We start from the raw sequence: 26,151 nt of genomic DNA, 5'->3' as shown, positions 1-26,151 counted from the left end.
GATGCGTCGGACGCGAGCGTCCGGCAAGCGGCTCGCCGGCGAAATCACTCCGCCGCGCCGAGAATCAGCGCCCAATATGGCTCCCCCTTCGGGCCGGCCGCGGCCGCAAAGCCGACATCACGAACCCGCGGGTTGAGCAGGTTCTTGCGGTGACCGGCGGAGTTCTTCCAGCCGGTGATGACAGCCGGAACCGAGCGATAGTTCCATGCGAGGTTCTCTGCCGCGGCATAGACGTCGTAGCCATAGGCCCTGACCCGGTCGGGCAGAGTGCCGTCGACACTGTGGGAAAGATCGCCGCGCGCCGCCATCGCCCGCGCCTGGCGTTCCGCCACTTGATCGAGCAGCGGATCGAAGCGCAGGGCCGGCAGGCCGTTCTCGGCCCGGAAGCCGTTGATCGAGGAGAGCGCCAGTTGCCGGTCGACGGGAACGTTGCGGGTCGAGGCGACGTCGACGCTGCCGAGGCCGCCCGCACAGCCCGAGAGGCCGAGGGTCAGCATCAGCGAGACGAGCAGCGCCAGAGCCGCGCGAATCGGCAGCTGCGCCTCGAAAGATCGACGATGCATGGCAGTCATTTCGATATCCCCCAGATCGTGTCGCTCGGATGCGCTGCGGCGCCCCCTTCCTTTTCGCCGAGGCGAAGCGACCTAACTCTTGCCCGCATTCCCGCCCAAGCCCATGACGTCCGACCGAGGATTTTTCATGATCGACCTTTACACTTGGCAAACGCCGAACGGAGAAAAGCCGGTCCTGATGCTCGAGGAATGCGGGCTCGATTATCGCCTGCGCATGATCGACATCTCCGCCGGAGAGCAGAAGACCCCGGACTTCCTCGCCATCAACCCCAACGGCAAGATCCCGGCGCTCGTCGACGATGAGGGAGGCCAAGGCCATACCGTCTTCGAGTCCGGCGCGATCCTCGTCTATCTTGCGGAGAAGACCGGCAAGTTCCTGCCCGCCGCCGGCCCCGCCCGCCACGAGACGCTGCAATGGACCTTCTTCCAGGTCGGCGGCACAGGACCGATGCTCGGCCAATGGCACCATTTCGATGCTGCCGCGCCGGAAAGGATCCCCTATGCGGTGGAGCGCTACAGGAAAGAATCGCTGCGCCTCCTCGGCGTTCTCGACGACCGTCTGAAGGATCGCGAGTGGCTCGCCGGCGACTATTCGATCGCCGACATCATCAATTTCGGCTGGGTGCGCTCGGGGCTCTCCGGGTTGAAGGACGCCGGCGCGAGAGATCTGTCCGCCCTGATGGCATGGACCGAGCGTGTGGGGTCGCGCCCGGCGGTCAAACGCGCTATCGAGAAGCTCGACGTGGCAAAGCGTGACAAATCCGGCTGATGCGGTTTCTCTTTCTCGGTGACATGGTCGGCCGCTCCGGCCGCAATGCGGTGTTTTCCGCCCTCCCTGGCCTCGTCGCCGACTACCGGCTCGATTTCGTGGTGGTGAACGGCGAAAACGCCGCTGGCGGTTTCGGCATCACCGAGGAGATCCTCAATCAGACGCTGTCGGCCGGCGCCGACGTGATGACCACCGGCAATCACGTCTGGGATCAGCGCGAGGCGCTGGAATTTGCTCCGCGCGAGCCGCGCTTCCTGCGCCCGTTGAACTATCCGAGGGGCGCTCCGGGCAATGGATCGGGGCTGTTCGACGCGAAGAACGGCGCGCGCGTCCTCGTTTCCAACATCATGGGCCGGGTGTTCATGTCGCCTGATCTCGACGACCCGTTTGCCGCGGCCGATCAACTCGTCGCCTCCTGCCCGCTCGGCGAACAGGCCGATGCGATCGTCATCGACTTCCATGCCGAGGCCACCTCGGAGAAGCAGTCGATGGGCCACTTCCTCGACGGTCGGGTCAGCGTCGTCGTCGGCACCCACACTCACGTGCCGACGGCCGACCATCAGATCCTTTCGGGCGGCACGGCGTATCAGTCCGATGCCGGTATGTGCGGCGACTACGATTCCTCCCTCGGAATGGAGAAGGAGGAACCGCTCAACCGCTTCGTCACCAAGGTGCCGCGCGGCCGCTTCGAGGCGGCGCAAGGACCGGCGACGATTTGTGGGCTGGCCGTCGAAATTTCCGACCGAACCGGCCTCGCCGAAAAGGTCTCGGCGGTGCGGATCGGCCCGCGGCTCGAGGAATGCCGCCCGGATTTTTGGTGACAGCGGACTTTCATTTGCCGCCTGCCGCCACATCTGCTGCTTGCCCGGATGCAGTGATCGCGGGCGACCGTACAATTTGAGCCGATCACGCCAGGAAAGGCCGCCGCCTCTCCCGGCAGTTTGACGTTCGACCACCTCGTGCCCTGGAGCCCCGATGGCCGACATGTTCGATTTCCTCGCCGATCCCACCGCTTACGTGGCGCTCTTCACCCTGGTGGTGATGGAGATCGTCCTGGGGATCGACAACCTCATCTTCATCTCGATCCTGTCGAACAAGCTGCCGGAGAACCGCCGCGCGACGGCCCGGCGTGCCGGCATCGGTCTCGCCCTGATCCTCCGGCTCGCCCTGCTGTCGACGGTGGCGATCATCGTCCAGCTGACCGAGCCGATCTTCGAACTGTTCGGCCACGGCTTCTCGTGGCGCGACCTCATCCTCATCGCCGGCGGGCTCTTCCTCGTCTGGAAGGCGACCAAGGAAATCCACCACTCGGTCGATCCGGAGGATCACAAGGACACCATCGTCTCCCAGGCGGCGACCGTCACCATGGGCGCGGTGATCTTCCAGATCCTGCTCCTCGACCTGGTCTTTTCGGTCGATTCGATCATCACCGCCGTCGGCATGACCGACGAGATCGGCATCATGGTCATCGCCGTCGTCGCCGCGGTGATGGTGATGCTGCTCGCCTCCGGTCCGCTGTCGCGCTTCATCGAGCAGAACCCGACGATCGTCATGCTCGCCCTCGGCTTCCTGTTGATGATCGGCACGACGCTGATCGCCGACGGCCTCGGCTTCCACGTGCCGAAGGGCTACATCTACGCGGCGATGGCGTTCTCGGCGCTGGTCGAGTTCCTCAACATCCTCGCCAAGCGCAAGCGGCGGCTCGACCGCGAAAAGGCCGCTGGTGCCAAGGCGGAATCGACCACGCACGACGAGCCGATCAAGGTTCCGGCGCAGGTCCATGGTGCGCCGCCGACGGTGACCTGAGGCCCGCGCGACGACACTGCATGAGCATGCAAGGAACGGCGGAGCGGAACGCCCGGCCGCGCCGTCCCCTCCATGCGCTGTGAGATCGGTCCCATGGAGTAATTTCGTCCTGGCGGCTATGGCCGCCGGGGCTGCGTCCTTTAGATCAGCGTCGAGCCGACTCCATCGCTGCGGATTCGATCCGCGTTTCCTCCCCCTCTTGCCGATCGCCCATGCATCCGACGACCAGACTTCTCCTCGGAGGGAGCCTCACGCTCGCCATCGTCATGGGCGTCGGGCGCTTCCTCTACACGCCGCTGCTGCCGCTGATGCAACGCCAGTACGGCTTCGGGCCGGATGTCGCCGGGCTGATCGCCAGCGCCAACTTCGCCGGCTATTTCGCCGGTTCGATGCTCGCCGCCCTCGCCTCGCGGGGAACATCACGCCGCCTCGCCTTTCAGGGGGGCCTCGCGGCGAGCGTCGCGACGACCATCCTCATGGGCCTGACCGACGACGTCACGCTCTGGCTGATCCTGCGCCTCCTGTCGGGTCTCGCCAGCGCCTTCGCGATGATCTCGGCTGCCGGGATCATCGCCGAACGGCTCGCGAAGGTCGGGGAGGAAGGGCGCCTCGCCTGGGTGTTCGGCGGCGTCGGCGCCGGGGTCGCTGCTTCGGGCCTCGTCGTTCACCTTCTCGTCGACACGATCGCATCGTCGACGCTCTGGGTGCTGATCGGCGCCATCACGGCGCTGCTCCTGCCGATACCGCTGATGCTGGTGCGCGAGCGCGATCTGCCGGCCTCGATCCGCAAGGCCGATCCGAAACGGCGGATCCCGCGCGCCCTGCCCTTCTGGCCGCTGTTCGTCGGCTATACGCTGCAGGGCCTCGGCTATTCGGTCTTCGCGACCTTCATCGTCGCGCTGATCAAGACCCGCCCCGGCATCGAGGCGCTGGGCGACTGGGTGTGGATCGTCACCGGCCTCGCAATCCTGCCGAGTTGCCTGTTCTGGTCGAGGATCGCCGAGAAGATCGGCTTCGCGGCCGCCCTGGCCGCGGCCTATGTGGCGCAGATCGCCGGCGTCATGTTGCCGGTCATCAGCGGCGCGCCCGCCGCCGCGCTGGTCGGAGCGATCCTCTTCGGCGGCACCTTCATCGCCATCACCCTGTTGACCTTGCCGCTCGGCCGAAACGGGCTCGGCGGCCGCGGCTTTGCGGTGCTCACGGCCGGATTCGGGCTCGGCCAGATGGTCGGCCCCTACGCCGCCGGCATGCTGGTTTCGGCGGAAGCCGACTACACGCTGCCGCTCGCAGCCTCCGCCGGCGTCCTCACCCTCGGCCTCATCGCAGTTCTATGGGCGATTCGCGGGCGCACGGCATGAGGGCTCGAAGCGGGCGGGCCTGACGACGCCACCCCGCTCGCCGGCCTTGGCCGATCGTGACCGCTTTCGAGGCAACCCGCGGTTCTCCGCAAGGCCCGTCCAGGACGTCACCGAGCGTTCGGTCAGGAAGGATGCGCCTCGGCGGCCGCCTCGGCGGCCGGGCCGTCATCGTCGCCTCCCGCCGCCTCCAGCCGACGCAGGAAGCCGTCGCACCAATGGGCGGAGGTGCCGTGGAACACGGCCTCGCGCATTTTCTCCCAGCGGCGTTTCCGCTCGTCGAAGGGCATGGTCAGCGCCCGCTGCAGAGCTCTCGCCATGTCGTCGGTCGAATAGGGATTGACCACCAGCGCGTCCTGAAGCTCCGAACGCGCACCGGCAAAGCGCGACAGCACGAGCACGCCGGGATCGTCCGGGTCCTGCGCGGCGACGTATTCCTTGGCGACGAGGTTCATCCCGTCACGCAGCGGCGTGACGAGGCAGACACGCGCCGCCCGGTAGATGCCGGCGAGCGCCCGCCGGGTGAAGCCTCGCGTCATGATCTGCAGCGGCGTCCAGTCGAGGGTGGCGAAGCGGCCGTTGACGTGGCCGGCGAGCTCCTCGAGTTCGCGGCGAAGTTCGACATACGCATCGAGCTCCGAGCGCGACAGCGGCGCGACCTGCAGGAACTGCACGGTGCCGCGATTTTCCGGATATTCCTCCAGCAGACGCTCGAAGCCGCGGAAGCGCTCGACGAGACCCTTGGAATAATCCATCCGGTCGACGCCGATGATCTGCAGCCGGTCGCCGGCGATCCCGCGCACCATCTCCTCGTGCTCGCCGGCTTCCGGCGAGACTGCGAAGCGCGCATAGCCGGGAGCGTCGATGCCGATCGGGAAGCTGTCGGCGACGACGATCCGGTCGCCGACCTTGATGCGGTGGCCCGGCAGCTTCTCGCCGCCGAGTTCGCGGACGCAGAAATTGGCGAAGTTGCGCCGGTCGGTGTCGGTCTGGAAACCGATCACGTCATAGGCCAGCATCGCCCGGACGATGTCATGGCTGGCCGGCAGGGCGGTGAAGATTTCCGGCGGGCAGAAGGGGATATGCAGGAAGAAGCCGATCTTGCCCTTGAAACCGCATTGGCGCAGCTCCGACCCCATGTAGAAGAAATGGTAGTCGTGGATCCAGACGAGGTCGTCCTCTTCCAGAAGCGGCGCCAGCCGTGCGGCGAAGCGCTGGTTCACCGAGCGATAGATCCGATCGGACTGACGGTCGAACTCGGCGAGGTCGAGCCGATAGTGCAGGAGCGGCCAAAGCGAGCGGTTGGCGTAGCCATAGTAGAAGCCGTCGAGCTCTTCCTCATTCATGTCGATGGTCATGAGAGCGACTTCGCCCTCGATCTCGGTCACCGCCTCGCTGAAGGTTCCCTCCGACGAAGTGTTGCCGCTCCAGCCGAACCAAAGCCCGCCGCGCCGCCTCAGCGCGTCCGACAGGCCAACCGCCAGCCCACCCGCCTTGCCTTCGTCGTTCAGCGGTCCGACCCGGTTCGATACCGCAACAAGACGGCGACGCCCCTCAGCCATTGTCTCCCTTCCTCCTCGTCCTGCCGGCCGGGCGCACCCGGCCGATCGTTCGTTCGTCAAATTCCGCAGACGTCCAGCCAATGATGAACGTCGGCGACGTCGGCGAGGCGATACTCCGCAACGCTCTCCTTTCCGCCGACCTTGATCGCAATGCCTCGCATGTCGGTGACGATCTTCAACGCAAATTCGTCCGTCGTGTCGTCGCCGAGATAGACCGGAATCCTGCCCACGAAGGGCGCCGCAGCCATGAAGTCGGCAAGAGCCTTACCCTTGTCCATGCCGGCGGGATGAACCTCGACGATGTTGTCGCCTTCCATGACGACGAGGTCGTCGCGCCCGGCAACGGCTTGGCGCATCACCGACTTGGCGGCCTCGGCGAGATCCGGTGCGGTGCGATAGTGAAGAACGAGGGCGGTGCCCTTGTCCTCGAGCCGCAGCCGCTGATTGGCCTCGAGCGTCGGCGCCACTGCGTCGCGCACCGGATCCAACGCCTCGGGCTGCATCAGAAATTCGATCTCGCCCTCAGGCCGGCGGCGGCGCTCCAGCCCGTGGACACCGGCGGCGGCAAAGGCGAGCGGCGCGAGAAACCGGTCGAGATCGGCGATCCTGCGGCCGCTGACGACCGCGAGCGCGCCGGAGAGCCGATCGGTCATCTCGGCGAGGCGTTCGATCCGATCGGCCGCCAGGGCGACCTCGTTCGGATCGTCGACAAGTTCGACGAGCGTGCCGTCGAAGTCGAGAAAAAGAGCATGGGTTGTCGGGTCGATCGCGGGGGGGCGTTTCATCGGTCTCGGGCCGGTTCGATCCAAAATGGCTTGGCGATTACGTTTGATTTTCGTCGTCCTTTAGATAGGGCGGGCAATCGCAATTTGTATCCAAAAAGACCACCGACCGTTTGCCGTCAAGGTCAATGACCGTAGACAATCCGGCCTTGCCGCGCGCGGCGGGGCGAGAGTCCGGCATCGGCTTCAGCGGCCGATCCGCAGCGACTTGAGATTGACCGAAACACCGATCGCCTTCTGCTTCAGCCGCTCGTCCAGCCGGGCGAACACCGATGCCGCCTGGGCCGGCAACTTCGGCAGGAGAGGGCCGAGGGCGATCGTCGACGTCATCGCCAGCATCAAATGCTGCTCCGGCGCATCGCCGTCGAGATGGGCGACGAGACCGAGTTCGGCCGTATCGCCCCGCCGCCTGGCCGCGGCGCTCGCATCCTGGACGAAGCCGCGGCCGTCGACGAAGAGGACGACGAGTTCACTCGCGCCGAGACCTTCGATCCGCGCCCGGACGGTCTCGCCGCTGGCGACGATGTCCTCTCGAAGCGCGATGGCGGCCCGATCGCCCCCCTCCGTCCGCCGCTCGGCGGCAAAGTCGAGGGCGGCGCACTGGCGCTCGGTCACAGGGCGAAAGCCGATGTCCGGCTCAATGCCGAAGCGGACCTGAAATTGCCGCAGCAGCCGCTCGGCCGGGACGACGTCGCCGCCATAGGCCTCGATCCTGACGGCGGTGTCGGCGACGTCGGCCGGTATCGCGTAGAAGCAGCTGCCGCCGTCGAAGCGCTGGATGAAGTCGACGAAGCGGGCGGTGTCGTCCAGGGCTTCGCCGCTGTCCTGCAACGGCCCGATCTCGTCGGGCAGCGAAGGATCGGGCTGGCGCTCCCCGTCATGATCCGGCGCGTCGGGCTTCTGGCTGGGCTCCAGCGGCGCGGGCCGTGCCGGTTGTCCTAACCCGTCGCCGTCCGGCCGCGCGGGATCGCCGAGCATTGCCTGCCGATCGCCTTCGGCGGTCGCCGCGGGTTCGGCGGATTCGGCTTGCAGCGGCCGCGGTTGCGGCCGGTCTGCGGCGTCGTCGAGAGGACGCTGGGTCGGCGCGGGGGTGTCGGCGTCCGCTGCCTCGTCCGGCGCCGTGCCAATCCGCTCCGCCACGAGATCGGCCGGCGCGCCACCGTCAGCGACTTCGCTCGACGGTGAGAATACGACATCCGGCCAAAGCCAGCCGACCCCCACGGCAAGGATCGCGAACGCCGACAGCGTGCAGGCCACGACGATCATCCACCGCCCGCCTCGGCTTCCAGGGCCACGCGAGGCGCGGTCGGTGGGGCGGGAGGCGGCGGCCCTCCCTTTGCCGGCCGGTGTCTCCTCGGCGCCAAGTCCGGCATGCTGCGGCGCGACGCCCATCGCGCCGCCCCGCGAGCGGCCGGGATGCCAGCCGCGAGCCACCGGACCCTCACCCGAAAGCTCGCCCTCCATGTCGATCAGCGCGACGCAGACCTCGGCCATGCCGTCCGGCCGGCTTTCCGGGTCGGGCTGGAGCATGCGGTCGAGAAGGCCGCGCAGGGGCGGCGGCACGTCCGCGAGATCAGGCACGCGGCGGCGCTTGTCGAGCCGGTCGAAGTCGCTGCCGCCCATGTCGAGCGGGCGGCCACGCAGGGCCGCCACGGCGACGAGGGCGAGGCTGTAGACGTCCGATCGGCCGGTGACGTCACCCCCGAAGTCCCCGAGCTGTTCGGGCGAGACGAAGTTGTCCTTGCCGGCGAAGCTGTCGCCGAGGATCGTATTGTCGCCCGGCCGGGCGGATTTGGCGATACCGAAGTCGATCAGCTTCGCCCGCTCGACGTCGCCCTCCGGCAGGATGACGTTGTCGGGCGAGAGGTCGCGGTGGACGATGCCGGCCCGGTGGGCGACGTCGAGGCCCGAGGCGAGCCGCAGGAGGAGCAGCCGCACCGCCTCCGGCTTCAGCGGGGCCTGGGACGCGATCTCCTTCAGCGACCTGCCCTCGACGAATTCCATGGCAAAATAGGCCCGGTTGAGCCGCCGATCGATCGTCATGACATGCGAGCGCACGATGGCGTCGTGGTTAAGCCGCGCCAGCGTCTCGGCCTCCCGCAGGAACAGCCGCATGAAGGTCGGATCGCCGGCAAACTCCGGCAGGATCACCTTGATGGCCACCGTCTCGCCGGTCGCCAGGTTGCGGCCGCGATAGACCTCGCCCATGCCGCCGGTGGCGAGCAGCGCTTCGACGACATAGGTGTCGTTGAGTTCGGTGCCGGGTTCGAGCCGCGCGGCCGGCCGGTGGGCCTCGGTTCGCGGCGCCGAGCCGCGCTCGCCGGGGCTGAAGAGGGTTTCGTCAGCCATGATCGCTTCCCGGCCAGGAAGAGGCTGAAAGGCAGCGCAGGACGACGACCGTGACGTTGTCGCCGCCACCGCGCTCCAGCGCCGCCGCGATCAGCGCCTCGGCGGCCGCTCTCGCGTCGGAGCCGGCCAGCAGAGCGGCGATCTCGTCGTCGCCGAGATGGCCGGTCAGCCCGTCGCTGCAGAGAAGGAAGACGTCGCCGATCCTCGCTGTCTCGGAGACCCTCTCAAGATCGAGCCGGGGCGAGACGCCGACGGCACGGGTGATGACGTTGCGTTCCGGCCAAGTCGCCGCCTCCCCGGGCGAGATCAGGCCGGCGTCGACGAGTTCCTGAACCTTGGAATGGTCGCGGGTTACCTTCGACAGTATGCCGCGCGACAGCCGGTAGAGGCGGCTGTCGCCGGCCCACAGGCAGGCGAAGCGGTCGCCGAAGACGAGGAGCACGACGACGGTCGACCCGACCGTCGCGCCGGCCGCCGCGCCGTGCGACCGAATCGCCTCGTTGGCGGCGATCAGCCGGGCCTCGACCCGGGCCCTGAGGTCGGCGGCCGTCGTGGCGATGCCGACCGTCGCCAGGCGTTCGACGATCGCGGCGCTCGCCAATTCGCCGCCGTGATGGCCGCCCATGCCATCGGCGACGGCAAAGACGCCAGTCGCCGCATCGACGAGAAAGCGGTCCTCGTTGAGCTCGCGCACCCGGCCGACATGGCTTGCCCCGAAAACGTCGAAGCGGAACGTCTGCCGCGTCACGACGGCAACTCCGCCTCGCCCGGCCGAAGTTCCTGCGGCGCGACACCAGCGACCATGGCGGCGAAATCGGCCGACGCCGGCAGGCCCGTCCGAACGAACAGCGCCGGCCTTACCCCGCCATGCCCCGCCGTCCAGAAATAGGACAGGCCGGCCGCGAGCCGGCGATGGTCTTCCAGACGGGCGCCTTGCAGGAAAGCCTCGAGGGCAACAGCCCCGTCCCCGCCCGACGGCTCTCCCGGTCCTGCACCCGGCAACCCGCCCGTACCGACGACGGCTGGCAGCAGCGCCGGCGGTTCGAGACCGGCGGCGATCGCCGCCCCGTCGAAGGGCGCCCCCGTCTCGGCGCCAAGCGCCGCCATCAACCGCGCCTCGATCGCCTGGAGCACCTGTTCGGCCGGGTCGACCATCGGGTGTTCGAAGCCCCTTCCCTCCGGCGCGACGGCGAGGATCGCCAGCGGAAAATGCCGCCCCACCCCGTCGACCGAGGGAACGAGCGCGCCGAGCGCCGCATGGCCGAAGCAGGCCGGCCCGATCCAGAACCGCCAGGCCGGCATCACCAGATAGTCTTCCGGGAAGGCCTCGCCGAGATCCTGCCGCGCCTGCCCCATTCCAGCAGAGAGAAACGTCTCGAACGGCGCAAGCAGCGCCTGCGGCATGGCATGGGTGACGAAATCGCGCCGCTGTGGAAGCTTGCCGTAGAGGGCGAAGAGGGCGCCGGCATCCTCGACCGCCGCCGTCGCCGCGGCCGGGCCGGCTTCGGCGCGACCGGCAGCATCCTCTCGCTGCCCTTTATCGATGCGCGACTCAGCGGCGCTCGGCGCCCAGTCGTTCAAAGCTCCGCCGGACATCGGAACTCCGTCAGCGCCGGGAGATAGAAGGGGTTCAGCGCCGTGTCGATCTTCACCTGATAGCTGACCGATCGCCCGCCGATCGGATAGCGCAGCTGGATCACGTCGCCGCGCTTTTGCGGCGAGCCGGCGGAAATCAGGCGCAACACGGCCCAGGGACCATCCCGTTCGAGCTTGTGGTCCCGGCCGGGCGCCGGCGGCATCAGATGCACCGCCGCGTTGCCGCTGCTTTCCTCAGGCCACTCGAAGGTTCGGGACTGGCTCAAAGACGAGCCCTGCGGCGAGGCCGAGAGGACCTGATCGTTGATCGTGAGCATGGCATATTGCGCATCGCCGTCGAGCGTCGTCTGCTCGACCCGCAACGTTACTTTCGGGTCGCCGCCGCCTTGCGGAAAGAACGCGTCGCGGATCGTCGCGGCGCGCTGGAAATCGGCCAGCGTCGCCGGAGACAACGAGCGGCCGAGTGGCGTGTCGTCGCGCCAGCGCCAGCTCTTGCCGCTGAGATCGGCATAGGGGGCGAGCTTCTGCTGGAAGAAGCGGTCGATGATGCCGTCCGGCGAAAACAGCCGCGAGAACTCGGCGATCGACACGTCGCTGGAACTCGATCGGTCGAAGGGATAGCGCCCGTCGACGATGCGCCGGCAATCGCGGGTGACGCGCCCCTGGAGATCCTGTGCGAGCTCGGCCTTCGAGGCGTCGACCGCCCCGCCCTCTATGTCGTTGACGGCGGACTGGACCATCCGGGCGACCGGCTCCGGCAGCCGCGAGATGGTCGAGCGCAGCGTGCCGACATAGCCCTGCATCGCCGCCTCGCCCTGGCCGACCGAAGCAGGATTCTGTTCCATGGTGACGAGGGTCTTGTGGACCTCGGCGAAGTTCTGGCGCAGGGCGTCGACCGGCCGGGTGCCGCGCGCGCCGTCGACGAGCTGGTGATAGGGGCGGAAACGCGCCTCGACGTTGCGGCCGGAGAGAAGCTCGACCGGATTGGCGCCGCCGCCCTGGCCGGCGAAGGCGCCCAGCCGGCTCTGGGATTTGCGCACCGCGATGTCGAGGCCGATGCGCGACAGCCCGCTGAGGCGATCGCTGATCCGCGTCTTCACCGCGCTCGCCAAATCCGCCGCCATCGACGCGTCGCTCTTGTCGGCGACCGTACCGGACTGCTCCTCCGCCTCGCTTTTGGTCAGTTCGGTCTCGCGGGCCACCTCCTCGACCAGGACGACGAGGGGCGAGGTCGGCGCGCCGAGGGCGCCGAGCGCCCGGTAGAAAGGCTTGTCGGCGGCCATCGGCTGGAGTTCGAGATTATCGAGCATGCCCTCCCAGGCGGCGACGAAATCGCGGCCATAGCGCTCCAGAAGCTCCGGCCCGAGATTGGCCAGCTGGTTCTCGATCGCCGTCTGGTCGCCATAGTCGCCGAGCACCCAGCGATTGTCCTCGAAACGCTGCGCTGCCCGCGACAGGCGGTCGAGGAACACCTCGTGGAAACCGGAATATGTGTAGAGCATCGCAATCCGGACGTTTTCCACCGGCGTCCCGTCGCGGGTGCGCAGGACGAGATCGGCATCCTGGGGAATGCGGTCGGCCAGGACGAAGTCTGGATAGGCGGCGATCGCGCCCGCTTCACCGGACTGGATCGTGGCATAGACCTGATCGGCGATGGTCATGCGGGCGAGCGTCTTGCGGGCGTCGTCGACGAGGTCGGCGTTGAGGCCGTAGTCGGCCTCCCTGCGCCTGGAAAACGACAGCATCGCCGCGACATGCCGGTCGAGCGCTTCGATAAGGTGCGGGCCATCGTTCCCGACGAATGCATCCTGCCAAAGATTGCGGCGCAGCCAGTCGCCGACAAAGGCGGCGTCGACCTTCGCCGCCTCGCCGCTCAGCATCAGATAGACCTTCAAAGCGTCGAAGGTCGGCATCGGCTGGTTGGCGGCGACGAGGCCGGCGAGATGATTTTCGACGTCGATAAGGATGCGCGACTTCAGCATCCTGTCGAGGCCGGCCTGGTAGCCGATCCCTGCCGCCGAGACGAGTTCGGGCCTGACGGCGAGGCCGAAGCCCTCGACAAGGGGAACCGGCCGGTCGCGATTGTCGTAGCCGACTTCCATCGTTCGCAGGATGTCGAGGGCGGCGGCGGGCCCCGCCACCTCGGCGTCGGCGATCTCGCTCGCTTCGAGATCGGGGCCCGCCGCCTCGTTGTATCTGTGGACGTCCGCTCGGGTCGCGGCGATCAGGCTCTGGTTGGAGACGTAGCTGAGCCCCCACAGCGCGGCGAAAACGAACGCCACGAGACCGATCGCGGCAAAGGCGCCGTAGCGCACCGCAAGGCCGCGCATCACCGCCGCCCGGTCGTGGGAGACGAGGCCGGCCTCGGCGAAGATCACTTTCTTCAACAGATCATGCAGGAAGAAGCTGCGACCCATGCCGGACATCAGGCCGCCGGCGGAGCGGCGACCGTTCGAGCCGCCGGTCCCCATCCCCGCCATCGCCCCGAGCAGCTGGTCGATCGGCGTTCCCTCCTGGGTGCCGGAGGTGAAGTAGAAGCCCCTGAGGCTCGCCTTCGCCCGGTAGCGCGTCGGCTCGAAGATGCGGCCGAGCATGCCGAGGACCGCCTCGCGCAGCATCGCGAACTGGGCGGGAAAGCCGTAGATGGCGATGCGCGAATGCCGGTCCGGCTCCTCGTGCAGCCGGTCGGTGAGTTCCTCCGTCAGCCGCCGGACCAGCGCGTCGAACTCTTCCGGCACCTTGTCGAGGAGGGATGCATCGCGCCGGCCGCTCTGCACCGTCGCCCCCCAGACCTTCTGCCGCCGCGCCCGGGTGAAGCTGCCGAAATAGTCGGAAAAGCCGGCGACGAGGTCGGCCTTGGTGAACAGCGCATAGACCGGAAAATCGACCTTCAGTTCGCGGTGAAGCTCCGTCAGCCGGTCGCGGATCCGGGTCGCGAACGCTTCCGTTTCCGCCGCTGGCAGGGTCATTAAATCTTCCAGGCTGATCGCGACGATGACGCCGTTGATCGGCTGGCGCGGCCGGCTTGCCTTGAGGAGGGCGAGGAAAGCGAGCCAGCTCTTCGCATCGGCCTTGGCGTCGGAATCCTGCGTCGTGTAGCGGCCGGCCGTGTCGATCAGCACGGCATCTTCCGTGAACCAGAAATCGCAGTAGCGGGTGCCCCCCGCCCCGGCGATGGCAGCGGGGCCGCCGGGCCCGGCGAGCGGAAATTCGAGGCCGGAATTGACCAGCGCGGTGGTCTTGCCGGAGCCGGGCGGACCGATGATCAGGTACCAGGGCAGTTCGTAGAGATAGGTGCTCTTGCCGCTCGACTTCTTCAGGACGGCAAGGGCGTCGTCCATGCGGTCGGAGAGGACGGCGCCGTCGCCGAGGATCTCCGCCTCGCCGTTCTCGGCGATCAGCGCCGCCTCCAATGCCTTCTCCCGCCGGCGACGCCTGAAGGAGCGGATACCGTAGACGAGGCCGACCGCCAGCGCGACGACGGCGATCACCGCGAAGCGCACCCAGCCGGACCCCAGCGGCCTGACATCGGCAAATGCGATGAAGGGCCCCGCAAGCCAGACGACGGCCGCGAAGGCCACAAGACCGAGGACGACGAGGACGGGCAAGAGAAGTCGGTTCATCGGCAGATCACACGCTCTTCGTCGGCATCAAAGGGTCTCCTCCCGCGGGATGGCGATCTCCACCCGGCGATTGCGCGCCCGGCCCTCCTTGGTCGCGTTGTCGCCGATCGGCACGTCGGCGCCGCGGCCCTCGACGACGATCCGCGCTTTGTCGGAAAGGCCCTCGGCGAGGATCGCCTCGACGGATTTCGCCCGCGCGAGCGACAGGTCCTGGTTCGACTTGAAGCGGCCGAAGCCGCTCAGCTTGACGTTGTCGGTGTGGCCGGTGACGAAGATCTGCCCGGGCTCGTCGTCGAGCGCCCCGGCGATGTCGGCGGCGAGCGTCTGGAAGGCGGGCGTGACGTCGGCGCTGCCGCTGTCGAACAGGAGCGAATTGTCGACCCTTATGGTGATGCTGTCGCCGACCGGAACGACGTCGAGGCCGCCCTTGCCGATCTCGCCGGCCAGCGCCTCGCGGATCCGTTCGAGCTGCGTCGTCTGCGGCGGTGGCGGCTGGACGATCTCGGCGCTGGCGGGCCGAACGAGCGTCGGCAACGGTTTCAGGTTCATCTCCGCCAGTTCGCCGGCGACCGCCTCGGCCTCCCCGGCGAGCAGGATCCGCAGGGTGAAGAACAGGGCGACCAGCGACACCGCCGCGAGCGAGGCGACGACCCAGACCGGGATGGCTGCCCGCAGCGCCCGCGCGCCGATCGCCTGACCGCGCCAGCGCGGCGAAATGTCGTCGTCGGCCCTCGCCCTGACCCGCCGCAGGGCCTCGTAGACCTGCCGGCGCTCGTTGGAGAGCCCGGCGTCGCCGCCGTGGCCGGTGCGGTACTTGCCCTCGAAGCCGAGCGACAGGCAGGCATGGTAGAGTTCGAGGAGGTCGTATTCCGCCGCCGGATTGGCGAGAATGTCGCGCAGCACCTCGAAGAACTCGACACCGGAATCGCGCACGCCGAAGAATCGCGCCAGCATCGGATAGCGCAGCCATTCCGCCCGCTCGCGGCTCGGCAGGTTCTGGACGATGTCGTCGGCGGTGGCCGAAAGGGCGTATTGCCCGCGCCGCGCATCGTCGGTGGAATAGCCCGCCGCGACGGCCTTCCTGGCGAAGCCCTCGATCTCGGAGATGACGTGGTTCATCAAAGGCGCCGCCTCCATCTCGACGACGCCGAGTCTCAGGCGGCCAATCAGAATGAGCAGCGGCGCTGCGGCATCGAGCAGCGGATTGGCACTTGCCATCCGCTCGCCCTCGCGCGCCCCGATCACCGCGGCGAGCGGGATCTTTCGTTCCGGGGGCCGGTCTTCCTGTTTCGGCCGATCCTCGGGAAAGAAGTCGTGGGTTTCCTGGCCGGCGCGCGGCGCCTGCCAGCCGCCCGGCGCCTCGCCGCCCCGCGCCCAAGCGGGCGGGCGGGCCTCGCCCGGCGACCCGACCCAGCCGCCATCCGCCTTCCGCACGGGCTGCGCCCAATCTTGTCTCGACGACGGGTTCGCTGGCTGCTGGCCATTCTGGCGCATGCCACCGGGATTGGGACGGATGACCGTGCGGTCGCCCCAGCCGTCGCCAGAGCCCGTCATCGATAGCCCTCCTGGATCGCCCAGAGTTCCATCGAAAGCTCAGGCCAGTCGGCCGAGACCTGGATGCCGATGCCGGGCGCCACCGAGAATTCCGGCCAGTGCGGTGACTGCTTGTCGAGCCGGAAATAGACCCGGTCGGAAAAGGTCTGGATCTGCCGCGGCGGCGTCGGCATCTCGATCAGCTGGATGCCCGGCAGGTGCATGTGGACGATCTCCTCCATGCAGGTGGTCGGGCCGATCTTGCAGAGGTCTGGGAAGCGGGCCCGGATCTGCCCCTGCGGCCGGGCGGCCGAGACTTCCAGGACGAAGACCGCGTCGCGGAAGAGATTGCGGTTCTTGATCGGGGCGACGAACTGATTCTTGTCGCGCTCTTCGAGATCGAGGCGGATCGGCCGGCCGATATCGATGTTGAGCAGCCGCTGGATGTCGTCGAGCACCGGCTCGAAACTCGCCCTGAGGTCGTCCTGGTCGTAGGGCCGATAGGTCCTGGCGCGGCGCTCGGGCGAAAACGTGGAGAGTTCGCCGGCGATCGACAGGAGCTCGCGGTAGAGTTCGATCGGATGGGTGTAGCGCGAGGCGGCAAGATGCTTCAGCCCACCGATGACCCGGTTCAGCATCTGCAGCCGGAGATAGTCGATGTTCTGCAGGCCGCCGCGCGAGGACGGATCGGCGGCGAAGCGGGCGAGCGTCGCCAGATGGTTGTCGACCCAGCCGATCACCCGCTCGGCAAAGCCCGCCACCACCCGGCTGGCATCGAGGACGAGAACCGGCGGAGCGAAGCTCTGGTCGAAGACGATGGTGCGGTCCCGCACCTCGACGATCCGCGCCACCTTCAGGCAGTGAAAGCCCGGCCGCGGCGTCTCGCGAATGTCGAGCGCAAGCCGCGGATGGGCGACCTCGATCGCCTCCTCCAGCGGCATGGCCGACACCGAATCGATGGTCTTGAAGGTGCCGGTGACATAGCGGCTGGCGCTGCTCGCCTCCGCCATGTCGAGCTCGCGCCCAAGCGCGATCGCCGCCGGCATTGTCAGCCAGGCGAAGAGATTGCCGGCTTCCGCCGCGACCTCGACCGGCTGGGGCAGCGGGCTGACGCCCGGCATGTCGAAGGGGGTGCCGTCGGGCATGATGCCGGCCGCCTTGCGCAGGGCGAATTTCGACTGCTGGGCGAGGTCGCCGTCGATCTCGATCTCGGCAAAGCCCCAAGGGTAGGGCGACAGATGCCGGACGCGGCATTCGATCAGCTTCTCGAGATAGCGGTCGTGCTGCTGCAGATGGTGCTGCCGCAGGAATAGCCCTTCCGTCCAGGCGACCTTGCTGTACCACGACATCGGGCGAGCGCTGCTCCGAATGCACCAAAAAGTAGAAATAAATGGATAACTGCAAATCGAAGGTTGTTCAACCGGCGTCTCGCCCGGCTCGGACGCAACCTTTCCGTCCGGCGAGGGGCGCTCGCGGCGGCCGCTCTGGAACCATTCGATTGTCATGGCGGGGGCGAGTTGTTATTTTCCCCGCCATGAACGGATTGTTGCGAGCATGGTCGCGCGCCAGAGGGCGCGTCAGGCTGCCGACCAGCGAGGGCTTCGCCAAGCTCTCCGATCATGTGCGCCTGCCCGGCCGGTTCTTCTACCGGTTGACGGTCGCCGGCGGCAGATAGCGCCCGGCTGCCGCAGAGCGCGGCCGTTTCGCCATCATCGATCCGAACCAATGCGTTGCGGCCGTCGCCCTTTCGAACGGACGACCCGCCGCCCTCCGGGAGAGACCCCATGACTGAAGCCAGCGAAAAGCCCCGCACGATCTACGACAAGATCTGGGACGCCCATCTGATCGAGAACCAGGAAGGCGGTTCGTCGCTGATCTACATCGACCGCCATCTCGTCCACGAGGTGACCAGCCCGCAGGCCTTCGAGGGCTTGCGCCTCGCCGGCCGCAAGGTGCATCAGCCGGGGCGCACGCTGGCCGTCGTCGACCACAACGTGCCGACGACGCCGGACCGGGTGAACGGCATCAAGAACGAGGAAAGCCGCATCCAGGTCGAGGCGCTGGCGAAGAACGCCGCCGACTTCGGCGTCGAGTATTTCGACGCCGCCGACAGCCGCCAGGGCATCGTCCACATCATCGGCCCCGAGCAGGGCTTCACCCTGCCCGGCATGACCATCGTCTGCGGCGACAGCCACACCTCCACCCACGGCGCCTTCGGGGCGCTCGCCCACGGCATCGGCACGTCGGAGGTCGAGCACGTGCTCGCCACCCAGACGCTGATCCAGGCGAAGGGCAAGAACATGCTCGTCGAGGTGGACGGGCCGATCCCGGAGGGCATCACCGCCAAGGACATCATCCTCGCCATCATCGGCCAGATCGGCACGGCGGGCGGCACCGGCTACGTCATCGAATATGCCGGCGAGGCGATCCGGCAATTGTCGATGGAAGGCCGCATGACCGTCTGCAACATGTCGATCGAGGCGGGCGCCAGGGCAGGTCTCATCGCCCCGGACGAGACCACCTTCGCCTACATCAAGGACAAGCCCCGCGCGCCGAAGGGCGAAGAGTTCGACAAGGCCGTCGCCTACTGGAAGACGCTGGTCTCCGATCCCGGCGCCCATTACGACAAGGTGGTCAGGCTCGACGCCCGCGCTTTGCCGCCCATCGTCACCTGGGGCTCCTCGCCCGAGGACGTCACCACCATCGACGGCACCGTGCCCGATCCGGCCGAAATCCCGGACGAGAACAAGCGCAAGTCGAAGCAGCGGGCGCTCGAATACATGGGCCTGACGCCGGGCACCAAGATGACCGACATCACCATCGACCGGGTGTTCCTCGGCTCCTGCACCAACGGCCGCATCGAGGATCTGCGCGCCGCCGCCAAGATCGTCGAGGGCCGCAAGGTGGCGAGCACCGTCTCGGCAATGATCGTGCCCGGCTCCGGCCTCGTCAAGCTGCAGGCGGAAGCCGAAGGCCTCGACCGGATCTTCAAGGACGCCGGCTTCGAATGGCGCGAGGCCGGCTGCTCCATGTGCCTCGGCATGAACGATGACCGCCTCGCCCCCTACGAGCGCTGCGCCTCCACTTCGAACCGCAACTTCGAAGGCCGCCAGGGCCACAAGGGCCGCACCCACTTGGTCTCGCCGGCGATGGCGGCAGCGGCGGCGATCGCCGGGCGGTTCGTGGACGTCAGGGAGTTCGGGAAGGCGGACGTGATGGAGCCGGCGGAGTAGTCGGGATGCCAATGGCCGGAGCCGTCCGCATCCATCCGGTGCGGGCGGGTCGGGCCCCTACTCCACCAGCGCCCCATGCCCGCCGACCACACGCGAGGCCAGCCGATGCCCCGCGATCGTGGCCGCGACGGGGCCGGCGCCGCGCAGCCTTGCGGCGAGATAGGCGGCGTTGAAGCTGTCGCCGGCGCCGGTCGTGTCGACGATCTCGGCCGGCGGAACGGCGGGCACCTGCTCGCGGCCGCCGTCCCAGGAAACCAGCGCGGCGCTGGCACCGTCCTTGACGACGACCTCGGCGACGCCGACGGAGCGATAGCGGGCGGCCGTCTCCCGCGACGTCTCGTCACCGAAGGTCGCACGCTCGTCGTCGAAGCTCGGCAGGCAGTGGGTGGAGACCCGCGCCGCCGCCTCGACCGCCCGCCGCGCCGTGGCCATGTCGGGCCAAAGCCGCGGCCGGACGTTCGGATCGAAGGCGACCATCTTGCCGCTCGCCTTGGCCACGGCCAGATGGCGGATCAGCCGGTCGCGGCCGTCCGGCGGCAGAATCGCCAGCGTGATGCCGGAAAAGTAAAAGGCGTCGCCCCTCTCGAAGACCTCTGCCAAGTGGTCCTCGTCGGCCGCCAGCCGCCTCGCCGCAGCCATCTCCCGCCAGTAGGAAAACGATCGCTCACCGTCCTTCAGGTGGATCATGTAGAGGCCGGGCGAAGCCCCCTCGATGCGCCGCACGGCATCCGTCTCGATGCCGCTCGCCATGAAGAAGCCGAGCATTTCCTCCGACATCTCGTCCGTGCCGAGCCCCGTCAGATAGGCTGCCAGCCATCCCGCCGGCGCCTGGCGGGCGAAGTGCCAGGCCGTGTTGAAGGTGTCGCCGGCAAAACCCCGGCGATAGAGCCCGTCGCCGGCGACGGACAGTTCCACCATGCATTCCCCGATCGCGACGAAACGGGACGACTGCGGTTGGCTCAAGACGGCTGCTCCTCCAGGCGTGAAATCCGGAAATTCCGGACCCGATGCCTAGCAGCGTATGTAGGGCCGGTACACCCAGCCGAGTTCGCGCGTTCCGCCGCCGACCGTGTCGGCGACATAGGCCCAGGGCTTCCCGCCCGGATATTCGCGCAGGACGAAGACGACGTGGCCGTCCTTCAGCGTGCCGATCACCTTGCCGGTATTGCCGGGCGAGGCCCGGACGTTCAGCGGCGTCGGCGAGGGATCGGCGACGACGCAGCGGCGGAGGTCGTCGGCGATCGACGAGCCGCGCGAGGCATTGGCCCGCGCCTCGGCAGCGCGTCTTTCGGCCTCGGCACGGGCTTCGTCGGCGCGGTGATCGGCTTCGGCACGGGCTTCGGCGGCTTGGCGCTCGGCTTCGGCGCGCGCCTCGGCGGCGCGGATCTCGGCGGCCTCTCGCTCGCGCCGCTCCCGTTCGAGCCGCGATTCGATTTCCTCGAGGCGAGCTCGGTAGTCGGCTTCGAGCTGGTCGCGCAACGCGGCTTCCCGCTTCTGACGCTCGGCTTCGGCAGCGGCGCTGCGTTCGCGCAAGGTCGCGCGGTCGCGCGCCGCCTTCAGGCCGATCTCGTGGCGAACGCTGCCGGAAAACTCGGCGAGGCACACGTCGAGCCGCGCCGTCGCCTGTGCCGGCGAAAGGGTGTCCGCCTCCGCCGCGCAGCTCGCGGCGATCGAATCGAGAAGGAGGTCGGCCAGCCGGCGCTCCTCGGCGCAGGCGGAATTTGCCGCGACGAACGCCCGGATCATCGCGACCGAGCCGCCCGCCCGGGCCGCATCGAGGCCGGCTGCGCAGGCCGCCGCGGGATCGGGTTCAGGGACAGGCGGCACGATCTCTTCCGGCAAGGGCTCGGGCGCCACCACAGCCTCCGCCAGCTTCGGCAGGCAGTTCGCCACCTCGCTGCGCGGAACCACCACCCGGTAGCCGTAGCGCCCGACATTGGCGCCGTTGGAATGCTGCACGGAGACGTCGAGCTTCAGGACGGCCGAATTCGTCGTGCCGTCCTCGCCGGCCCCGAGTCGGTCGTCCGGCGCCGGCGCGACGTCGATCTGGAGGAATACGCCCTCGATCGGCGGCTGGGCAGCGGCGGCATTTTCTGGCGGGAGCCGCCGCAAAAGCGGCCAGGACGTCGCGCCGATCGTCTCGTTGATGCGTCTCTGCCGGTCGCCGGAAAGCTCGGTATAGGCGCTGTTGAAGGTATCGTCGATGGAATCGGAAAGCCGGCAGTCCGCGCCGTCGGCATCGGCGGTGACGCGGTAGGCGAGCGGCACCGTCGGGTCCTTGAGGAGCTGATGCTGCTGCAGCCGGGCGATGGCCTTCAGCGACGCCTCGCGCAGCGCCCCGTCGACGTCGTAGAATTCGCGGCTCGAAAAGGTGTCGGCGAGTTCGGCAGTGCCGAGGCGGTTGAGATCGAGGGTCAGGGTCGGCCCGGTCTCGGTGGCGCAGATCTGGCCGGTCTCGGGATCCAGGATGGTGAGGCCGAGATAGAGCCGCAGGATTTCCGGCAGTCGCCGCTCCGGCTCGACGGTCAGGAACATGTCGGAGCCGAAGAAATTCTGCAGCGCCTCGGCGCTGCCGACCGCCCCCGCCCGCTGCGGCAGGATGCCCTCGACCATCTGTCGGTAGGCCCGGCCGAGCCGCGGCGTATATTTGCCGGGGATCGCATCGACGATCAGGCTGTTGAGGTCGCGCCGCCGGCCTGAGCCGATGCGCGGCTCGTCCTCGGCGATGCCGATGAAGGTGATCGCCCGGTTCTTCAGCCTGTCGATGCAGGCGGCCGTCGCGGTGCGGCTTTCGAGCCCGTAGAGCCAACGTTCGATCGAGGCCTGCCAGCCTTGCGCATATTGGGCCTCGGCCGGGGGCGGTCCGAGGAGAACGCCCGCGACAATCAGGAAAGCGACGAATGGCGAACGCATGGCAGCCTCGCAGACGACAGTTCCGTTCGTCCATACCGCCGACCTGCCCTAAGGGCAACTCGGCCGGCACGATCACCCCCGGCCGGCGTTGCGAGGCGTCCGCTTATCGCCCCCGTCGAAGGCAGCGGCGATAGGCCCGTTCGCCGTCGCGAGCCGCGCTCTGGCGTGTCAGGGCGCGGACGCCGAAGCCGTCCTCGCCGCGATCGATGCGGCCTTCATAGGTGTTCGCGGCAGTCTGGCGGGCGTACTGGCGGCAAAATTCCGGTGTGCCCTGGCGGTAGGGATTGGCCGAGACGCGGGCGCCGACGAAGGGCGAGCCATTCGGATAGGGGGCAGAAGCGTTGCAGCCGGCGAGCGGCAGGGCCGCCGCGAAAACGAGAACGAGAACGAGAACGAGAACGCGCATGGGAAACTCCGTTTTCGGGAAGGTGCCAACCATCATTGTCGACAATCTGCAGCGAGGGCGGCAAAAGCCAAATGTGATCAATCAGATGTGTCCCCCCGTGCGGCGTGGATGCTGGGGCGGCGGCAGGTTCGGCCGGGCTGCCGCAAGGATCGGGGCAGTTTGACGAGCGCGGCAAATCCTGTCCAATTCGGTGCCATGCAAAGCCGCGAGATTCCCTTTCAGCCGCCCGAAGTCGCCGCAGAGAAGCTGCGGCCGCTGGGATCGCTCGCCTTTCTCGACAGCGCGATGCAGCACGAAGCACTCGGCCGCTACTCCTATGTCGCGGCCGCCCCCTTCGCCATCTTCACCGTCGATGCGAAGGGTGCGATGCTGGACGGCGAGCGCCTGCCCGGCCCGCCGCTGCAGGCGCTGAAAGCGGTTCTGGCGCGTCATCCGACGGCGACGATGCCGCAGCTTCCGCCGTTTCAGGGCGGGGCGATGGGGATGATCGCCTATGATTTCGCCCATCATCTGGAGCGCCTGACGAAGCCCGCCGATTTCGATCCCGGCAAGCCGACCATCCGCCTCGGTCTCTACGATGCGGTCGTCGCCTTCGATCTCGTGGAGCGGCGCGCCTTCCTCGTCTCCACTGGCCATCCGGAACGCGGCGAGGCCGCGCGGGCCGCGCGGGCCGCCCACCGGCTCGAGCTTTTCGAGGAGCGACTTTCGGCGCCCCTCGAAAGCCCCGTGGCGGAGGCGCCTTTCCCTCGCGGCTTCGACTGGCGGTCGAACGTCTTCGCGCCCCAATATCGCGCCGGCATCGAACGGGTGCGCGAATACATCCTCGACGGCGACATCTTCCAGGCCAACATCGCCCAGACCTTCCGGTCGAAGCTTCCGGAGGGCTTCGATCCCTTCGCTCTCTATCTCAGGCTGCGGCGCACCAACGCCGCCCCCTTCGGCGCCTTCTTCGACCTCGGCGACCTACAGGTCGCCTCCTCCTCGCCGGAGCGCTTCCTGTCTCTGTCCGGCGACAGGGTGGAAGCGCGGCCGATCAAGGGCACCGCCAAGCGATCCGACGACCGCGCGGAAGATGAAAGGCTCTCGGCCGAACTCCTCGCCTCGGAGAAGGACCGGGCCGAGAACGTCATGATCGTCGACCTCCTCAGAAACGACATCGCCCGGGTCTGCGAGGCCGATTCCGTCGAGGTTCCCGTGTTGTGCGGGCTCGAAAGCTACGCCGCCGTCCATCATCTGGTCTCGGTCGTCACCGGCAAGCTGGCCGGGGGCAGGGACGCGACGGACCTGATCGCCGCCGCCTTTCCGGGCGGCTCGATCACCGGCGCACCAAAGATCCGGGCGATGGAGATCATCACCGAGATCGAGAAGACCGCCCGCGGCGCCTATTGCGGCTCTCTCGGCTATCTCGGCTTCGACGGGTCGATGGACCTCAACATCGCGATTCGCACCGTCAGCTTCGAGAAGGGCGAGGCGAAGCTTGCCGCCGGCGGCGGCATCACCGTCCTCTCCGACCCTTCGGCCGAATACGAGGAGACCTTCACCAAGGCGACGCGGGTCTTCGCGGCGTTCGAGGCGGCTTCCAAGGAGGATCGGCGATGAAGGTCCTCGTCATCGACAATTACGACAGCTTCGTCTTCAACGTCGCGCGCTATTTCGTGCGACAGGGGGCGGAGACGACGGTGGTCCGCAACGACGCGGTGAGCGTCGATACCATCGCCGCCGATCTTCCGGACGCGATCGTCCTCTCGCCCGGCCCCTGCGCGCCAAAAGATGCGGGCATATCGAGCGAACTCGTCCGACGGCTCTCGGGGAAGGTGCCGATCCTCGGCATCTGCCTCGGCCATCAGGTGATCGGCGAGGTTTTCGGCGGCCGGGTGACGCGGGCGATCCGGCCGATGCATGGGCGGGGCTCCACCATCGCCCATGATCGCTCCAGCCTGTTCGAAGGGCTTTCCCCGGGATCGACGGTCGGCCGCTACCACTCGCTCATCGTCGAGGAAACGCCGGCGATGCTGGATGAGCTTGCCGTCGACGCGCGCTCTGCCGAGGGCGAGATCATGGCGCTGTCGCACCGCGCCCACCCGACCTGGGGCGTCCAGTTCCACCCCGAATCGATCCTCACCGAGGGCGGCGACGAAATGATCGCCAACTTCCTCGCCTTGGCGCGGCGGTTTCATGACCGCGACAACTGACGACATCTGGCTGAACGGCGCCTTCCGGCCCGCCGCGGGCGCCATCGCCGCGAACGATCGCGGGCTGCTTCTCGCCGACGGCGTCTTCGACACCGCCCTCGTCCTCGGCGGGCGCGTGTTTCGTGGGGCCGATCACCTGCAGCGGCTGGCTGCCGCCTGCGCCGCCCTGAAGCTTCCGGTCTCGACCGCCCGGCTCGAAGAGGCCATGGCGGCGCTGGCGGCCCGTTGCTGCGAAGGGTCGATCCGCCTCACCGTCACCCGCGGCCCGGCGCCGCGTGGCCTCGGCCTGCCGGCCGCGCCGCATCCGACCGTCTTCGGCAGCTTCGCGCCTCTCGTCCCGGCGATGATGTTCCGGCCCGTCTCGCTCGTCACCACCAAGATCCGGCGCAACGAGACCTCGCCGGCCGCGCGGCTGAAATCGCTCGCCTATCTCGACGCCGTCATGGCCACCGACGAGGCCAAGGCGAAGGGCGCGGACGACGCCTTGTTTCTCAATACCGCCGGGAGACTCGCCTCGACGGGCCTCGCCAATGTTTTCGTCGCCGACGGAACGAAGCTTTCGACGCCGAGCCTCGGTGAGGGTGTTCTCGCCGGCATCACACGCAAGTGGATCCTGGAACACGCTGACGCTCTCGGACTGACGGTCGAGGCGGCGCCGATCACGCCGGCGATGGCGGCGGACCGTTCGCTCTTCGTCGCCAACAGTCTGCGGCTGATCGCGCCGGTCACCGCGCTCGACGGAGCGGCCCTGCCGCGGAGCGAGGTCGTCGCTGTGTTGGCAGCGAAGCTCAGCGAGGCCATCGCCGCGGAATGCGGCCGCGATCCGCGCGAGTGCGGAGCGTCGCTCGATGCGCTGCAACCACGCGGCTGATCAGCTCCGGCGCACCGACCCTCCGGCGAGCAGCCAGGCCGGGTCGAACCAGGTGTCCGCCTCCCCGTCATAGGGAACGGTGTTGATGTCCCAATGCCGGACGAAACCGGCATAGGCCGTCCACACCGCCGGCCCGCCGCCGATATAGACGACCCGGCCGGCAAACCGCGACAGCACCTCTTCCGGCTCGTCCTGCGAACGAATCGTGACGATCGTCCGTTCGTCATGGGCAAAGTCCGGAAAGGAGGCGACGGTCTTCGGGCCGGCGATCAGCACGTGGCCGCGGGTGATCTCGAAGAAGCGCTCGACGTCCTCGACGAAGGCCCGCTCCGTTCGCCCCTCCCACGGCATGCCGCCGCCCAGGCCGAGCTGTCCGCTCCGGCCGATGGCGCAAATCACTCTCACATCCGCCAAAGTCCTGCTCCCTCAGATTCGATCGTCGTTTCTATGGGCGGCCGCCGGTGGAATGGAAGCCCGCTTGCCTCTCCCGGTATAGTCTTGCGAGATTTCCGCCATATTCTCCTCTCGCGAGCCAACATCGTTCTCGCCGGCATGCATCTCAGATGCATGTTCATATGGCAGAAAGGGT

At 68.0% G+C, this 26,151-nt stretch carries 21 protein-coding genes; 8 read left to right on the top strand and 13 right to left on the bottom strand.

What is annotated here, in order from left to right:
- Positions 1-44: 44 nt before the first annotated feature.
- Entirely contained in the window at positions 45-563 is a 519-nt protein-coding gene (locus GTK09_RS15525; protein WP_246217931.1) for a CAP domain-containing protein, read from the bottom strand.
- A 136-nt stretch (positions 564-699) separates the two neighbouring features.
- On the opposite strand from GTK09_RS15525, the gene GTK09_RS15520 reads away from it, so the two are divergent.
- The 4 genes from GTK09_RS15520 (at position 700) to GTK09_RS15505 (ending at position 4,505) form a co-directional block, all read left to right on the top strand.
- On the top strand, positions 700-1,341 hold the full coding sequence (locus tag GTK09_RS15520; protein WP_163464114.1) for a glutathione S-transferase family protein: 642 nt from the start codon (positions 700-702) through the stop codon (positions 1,339-1,341).
- Positions 1,341-2,162 (top strand): TIGR00282 family metallophosphoesterase, encoded by an 822-nt coding sequence (locus tag GTK09_RS15515; protein WP_163464113.1) that lies wholly within the window; start codon positions 1,341-1,343, stop codon positions 2,160-2,162. Before GTK09_RS15520 ends, GTK09_RS15515 begins: the two co-directional genes overlap by 1 nt.
- Positions 2,163-2,316: 154 nt before the next feature.
- Positions 2,317-3,147 (top strand): TerC family protein, encoded by an 831-nt coding sequence (locus tag GTK09_RS15510; protein WP_163464111.1) that lies wholly within the window; start codon positions 2,317-2,319, stop codon positions 3,145-3,147.
- A gap of 212 nt (positions 3,148-3,359) precedes the next feature.
- A complete protein-coding gene (locus GTK09_RS15505) occupies positions 3,360-4,505 on the top strand; it encodes a YbfB/YjiJ family MFS transporter (RefSeq protein ID WP_163464110.1) in 1,146 nt (381 codons plus the stop codon).
- A 122-nt stretch (positions 4,506-4,627) separates the two neighbouring features.
- Here the strand turns inward: GTK09_RS15505 and GTK09_RS15500 are convergent, their stop codons facing one another.
- The 8 genes from GTK09_RS15500 to tssK all read right to left on the bottom strand — a co-directional run bounded on the left by GTK09_RS15500 (position 4,628) and on the right by tssK (position 17,296).
- A complete protein-coding gene (locus GTK09_RS15500; RefSeq protein ID WP_163464108.1) occupies positions 4,628-6,064 on the bottom strand; it encodes an alpha,alpha-trehalose-phosphate synthase (UDP-forming) in 1,437 nt (478 codons plus the stop codon).
- Between the two features lie 56 nt (positions 6,065-6,120).
- Positions 6,121-6,849 (bottom strand): trehalose-phosphatase, encoded by a 729-nt coding sequence (gene otsB / locus GTK09_RS15495; protein ID WP_163464106.1) that lies wholly within the window; start codon positions 6,847-6,849, stop codon positions 6,121-6,123.
- Between the two features lie 183 nt (positions 6,850-7,032).
- Entirely contained in the window at positions 7,033-9,195 is a 2,163-nt protein-coding gene (locus tag GTK09_RS15490) for a serine/threonine-protein kinase (protein ID WP_163464099.1), read from the bottom strand.
- Positions 9,188-9,943: a PP2C family protein-serine/threonine phosphatase gene (locus GTK09_RS15485; protein ID WP_163464098.1), complete on the bottom strand. Its 756-nt coding sequence runs from the start codon at positions 9,941-9,943 to the stop codon at positions 9,188-9,190. The genes GTK09_RS15490 and GTK09_RS15485 overlap by 8 nt, the downstream gene beginning before the upstream one ends.
- Positions 9,940-10,791 carry a type VI secretion system-associated protein TagF gene (tagF, locus tag GTK09_RS27500; RefSeq protein WP_163464096.1) on the bottom strand — a complete coding sequence of 284 codons (852 nt, stop codon included), beginning with the start codon at positions 10,789-10,791 and terminating at the stop codon, positions 9,940-9,942. Before tagF ends, GTK09_RS15485 begins: the two co-directional genes overlap by 4 nt.
- Positions 10,773-14,414: a type VI secretion system membrane subunit TssM gene (gene tssM, locus GTK09_RS15475; protein ID WP_163464094.1), complete on the bottom strand. Its 3,642-nt coding sequence runs from the start codon at positions 14,412-14,414 to the stop codon at positions 10,773-10,775. The genes tagF and tssM overlap by 19 nt, the downstream gene beginning before the upstream one ends.
- Before the next feature lie 27 nt (positions 14,415-14,441).
- Positions 14,442-15,968 (bottom strand): type IVB secretion system protein IcmH/DotU, encoded by a 1,527-nt coding sequence (icmH, locus tag GTK09_RS15470; protein WP_163464089.1) that lies wholly within the window; start codon positions 15,966-15,968, stop codon positions 14,442-14,444.
- On the bottom strand, positions 15,965-17,296 hold the full coding sequence (tssK, locus tag GTK09_RS15465; RefSeq protein ID WP_163464087.1) for a type VI secretion system baseplate subunit TssK: 1,332 nt from the start codon (positions 17,294-17,296) through the stop codon (positions 15,965-15,967). Before tssK ends, icmH begins: the two co-directional genes overlap by 4 nt.
- Before the next feature lie 435 nt (positions 17,297-17,731).
- Between tssK and leuC the strand changes: the two genes are divergently transcribed.
- Entirely contained in the window at positions 17,732-19,180 is a 1,449-nt protein-coding gene (leuC, locus tag GTK09_RS15460; protein WP_163464079.1) for a 3-isopropylmalate dehydratase large subunit, read from the top strand.
- A gap of 57 nt (positions 19,181-19,237) precedes the next feature.
- On the opposite strand, the gene GTK09_RS15455 is transcribed toward leuC, so the two are convergent.
- The 3 genes from GTK09_RS15455 to GTK09_RS15445 form a co-directional block, all read right to left on the bottom strand.
- Entirely contained in the window at positions 19,238-20,143 is a 906-nt protein-coding gene (locus GTK09_RS15455; protein WP_281353381.1) for a sugar kinase, read from the bottom strand.
- Between the two features lie 48 nt (positions 20,144-20,191).
- The gene (locus GTK09_RS15450; RefSeq protein WP_163464077.1) at positions 20,192-22,093 is read right to left on the bottom strand and encodes an SH3 domain-containing protein; all 1,902 of its coding nucleotides are present in this window, start codon (positions 22,091-22,093) and stop codon (positions 20,192-20,194) included.
- Positions 22,094-22,196: 103 nt separating this feature from the next.
- Positions 22,197-22,499 carry a hypothetical protein gene (locus GTK09_RS15445; protein WP_163464075.1) on the bottom strand — a complete coding sequence of 101 codons (303 nt, stop codon included), beginning with the start codon at positions 22,497-22,499 and terminating at the stop codon, positions 22,197-22,199.
- A gap of 195 nt (positions 22,500-22,694) precedes the next feature.
- Between GTK09_RS15445 and pabB the strand changes: the two genes are divergently transcribed.
- From pabB to GTK09_RS15430, 3 genes are read left to right on the top strand one after another with little or no spacing between them, the layout of a single operon-like run.
- A complete protein-coding gene (gene pabB / locus GTK09_RS15440) occupies positions 22,695-24,098 on the top strand; it encodes an aminodeoxychorismate synthase component I (RefSeq protein WP_163464208.1) in 1,404 nt (467 codons plus the stop codon).
- Positions 24,095-24,691 carry an anthranilate synthase component II gene (locus GTK09_RS15435; protein ID WP_163464073.1) on the top strand — a complete coding sequence of 199 codons (597 nt, stop codon included), beginning with the start codon at positions 24,095-24,097 and terminating at the stop codon, positions 24,689-24,691. The genes pabB and GTK09_RS15435 overlap by 4 nt, the downstream gene beginning before the upstream one ends.
- On the top strand, positions 24,675-25,562 hold the full coding sequence (locus GTK09_RS15430) for an aminotransferase class IV (protein WP_163464072.1): 888 nt from the start codon (positions 24,675-24,677) through the stop codon (positions 25,560-25,562). The genes GTK09_RS15435 and GTK09_RS15430 overlap by 17 nt, the downstream gene beginning before the upstream one ends.
- Here GTK09_RS15430 and GTK09_RS15425 read toward each other — a convergent pair whose 3' ends face one another.
- Positions 25,563-25,976 carry a dihydrofolate reductase gene (locus GTK09_RS15425; RefSeq protein WP_163464070.1) on the bottom strand — a complete coding sequence of 138 codons (414 nt, stop codon included), beginning with the start codon at positions 25,974-25,976 and terminating at the stop codon, positions 25,563-25,565.
- Positions 25,977-26,151: the final 175 nt, after the last annotated feature.

The sequence above is a fragment of the Jiella pacifica genome (genome assembly GCF_010500815.1).
Lineage (GTDB): Bacteria > Pseudomonadota > Alphaproteobacteria > Rhizobiales > Rhizobiaceae > Jiella > Jiella pacifica.
This window is presented reverse-complemented; position numbering and strand designations above follow the sequence as displayed.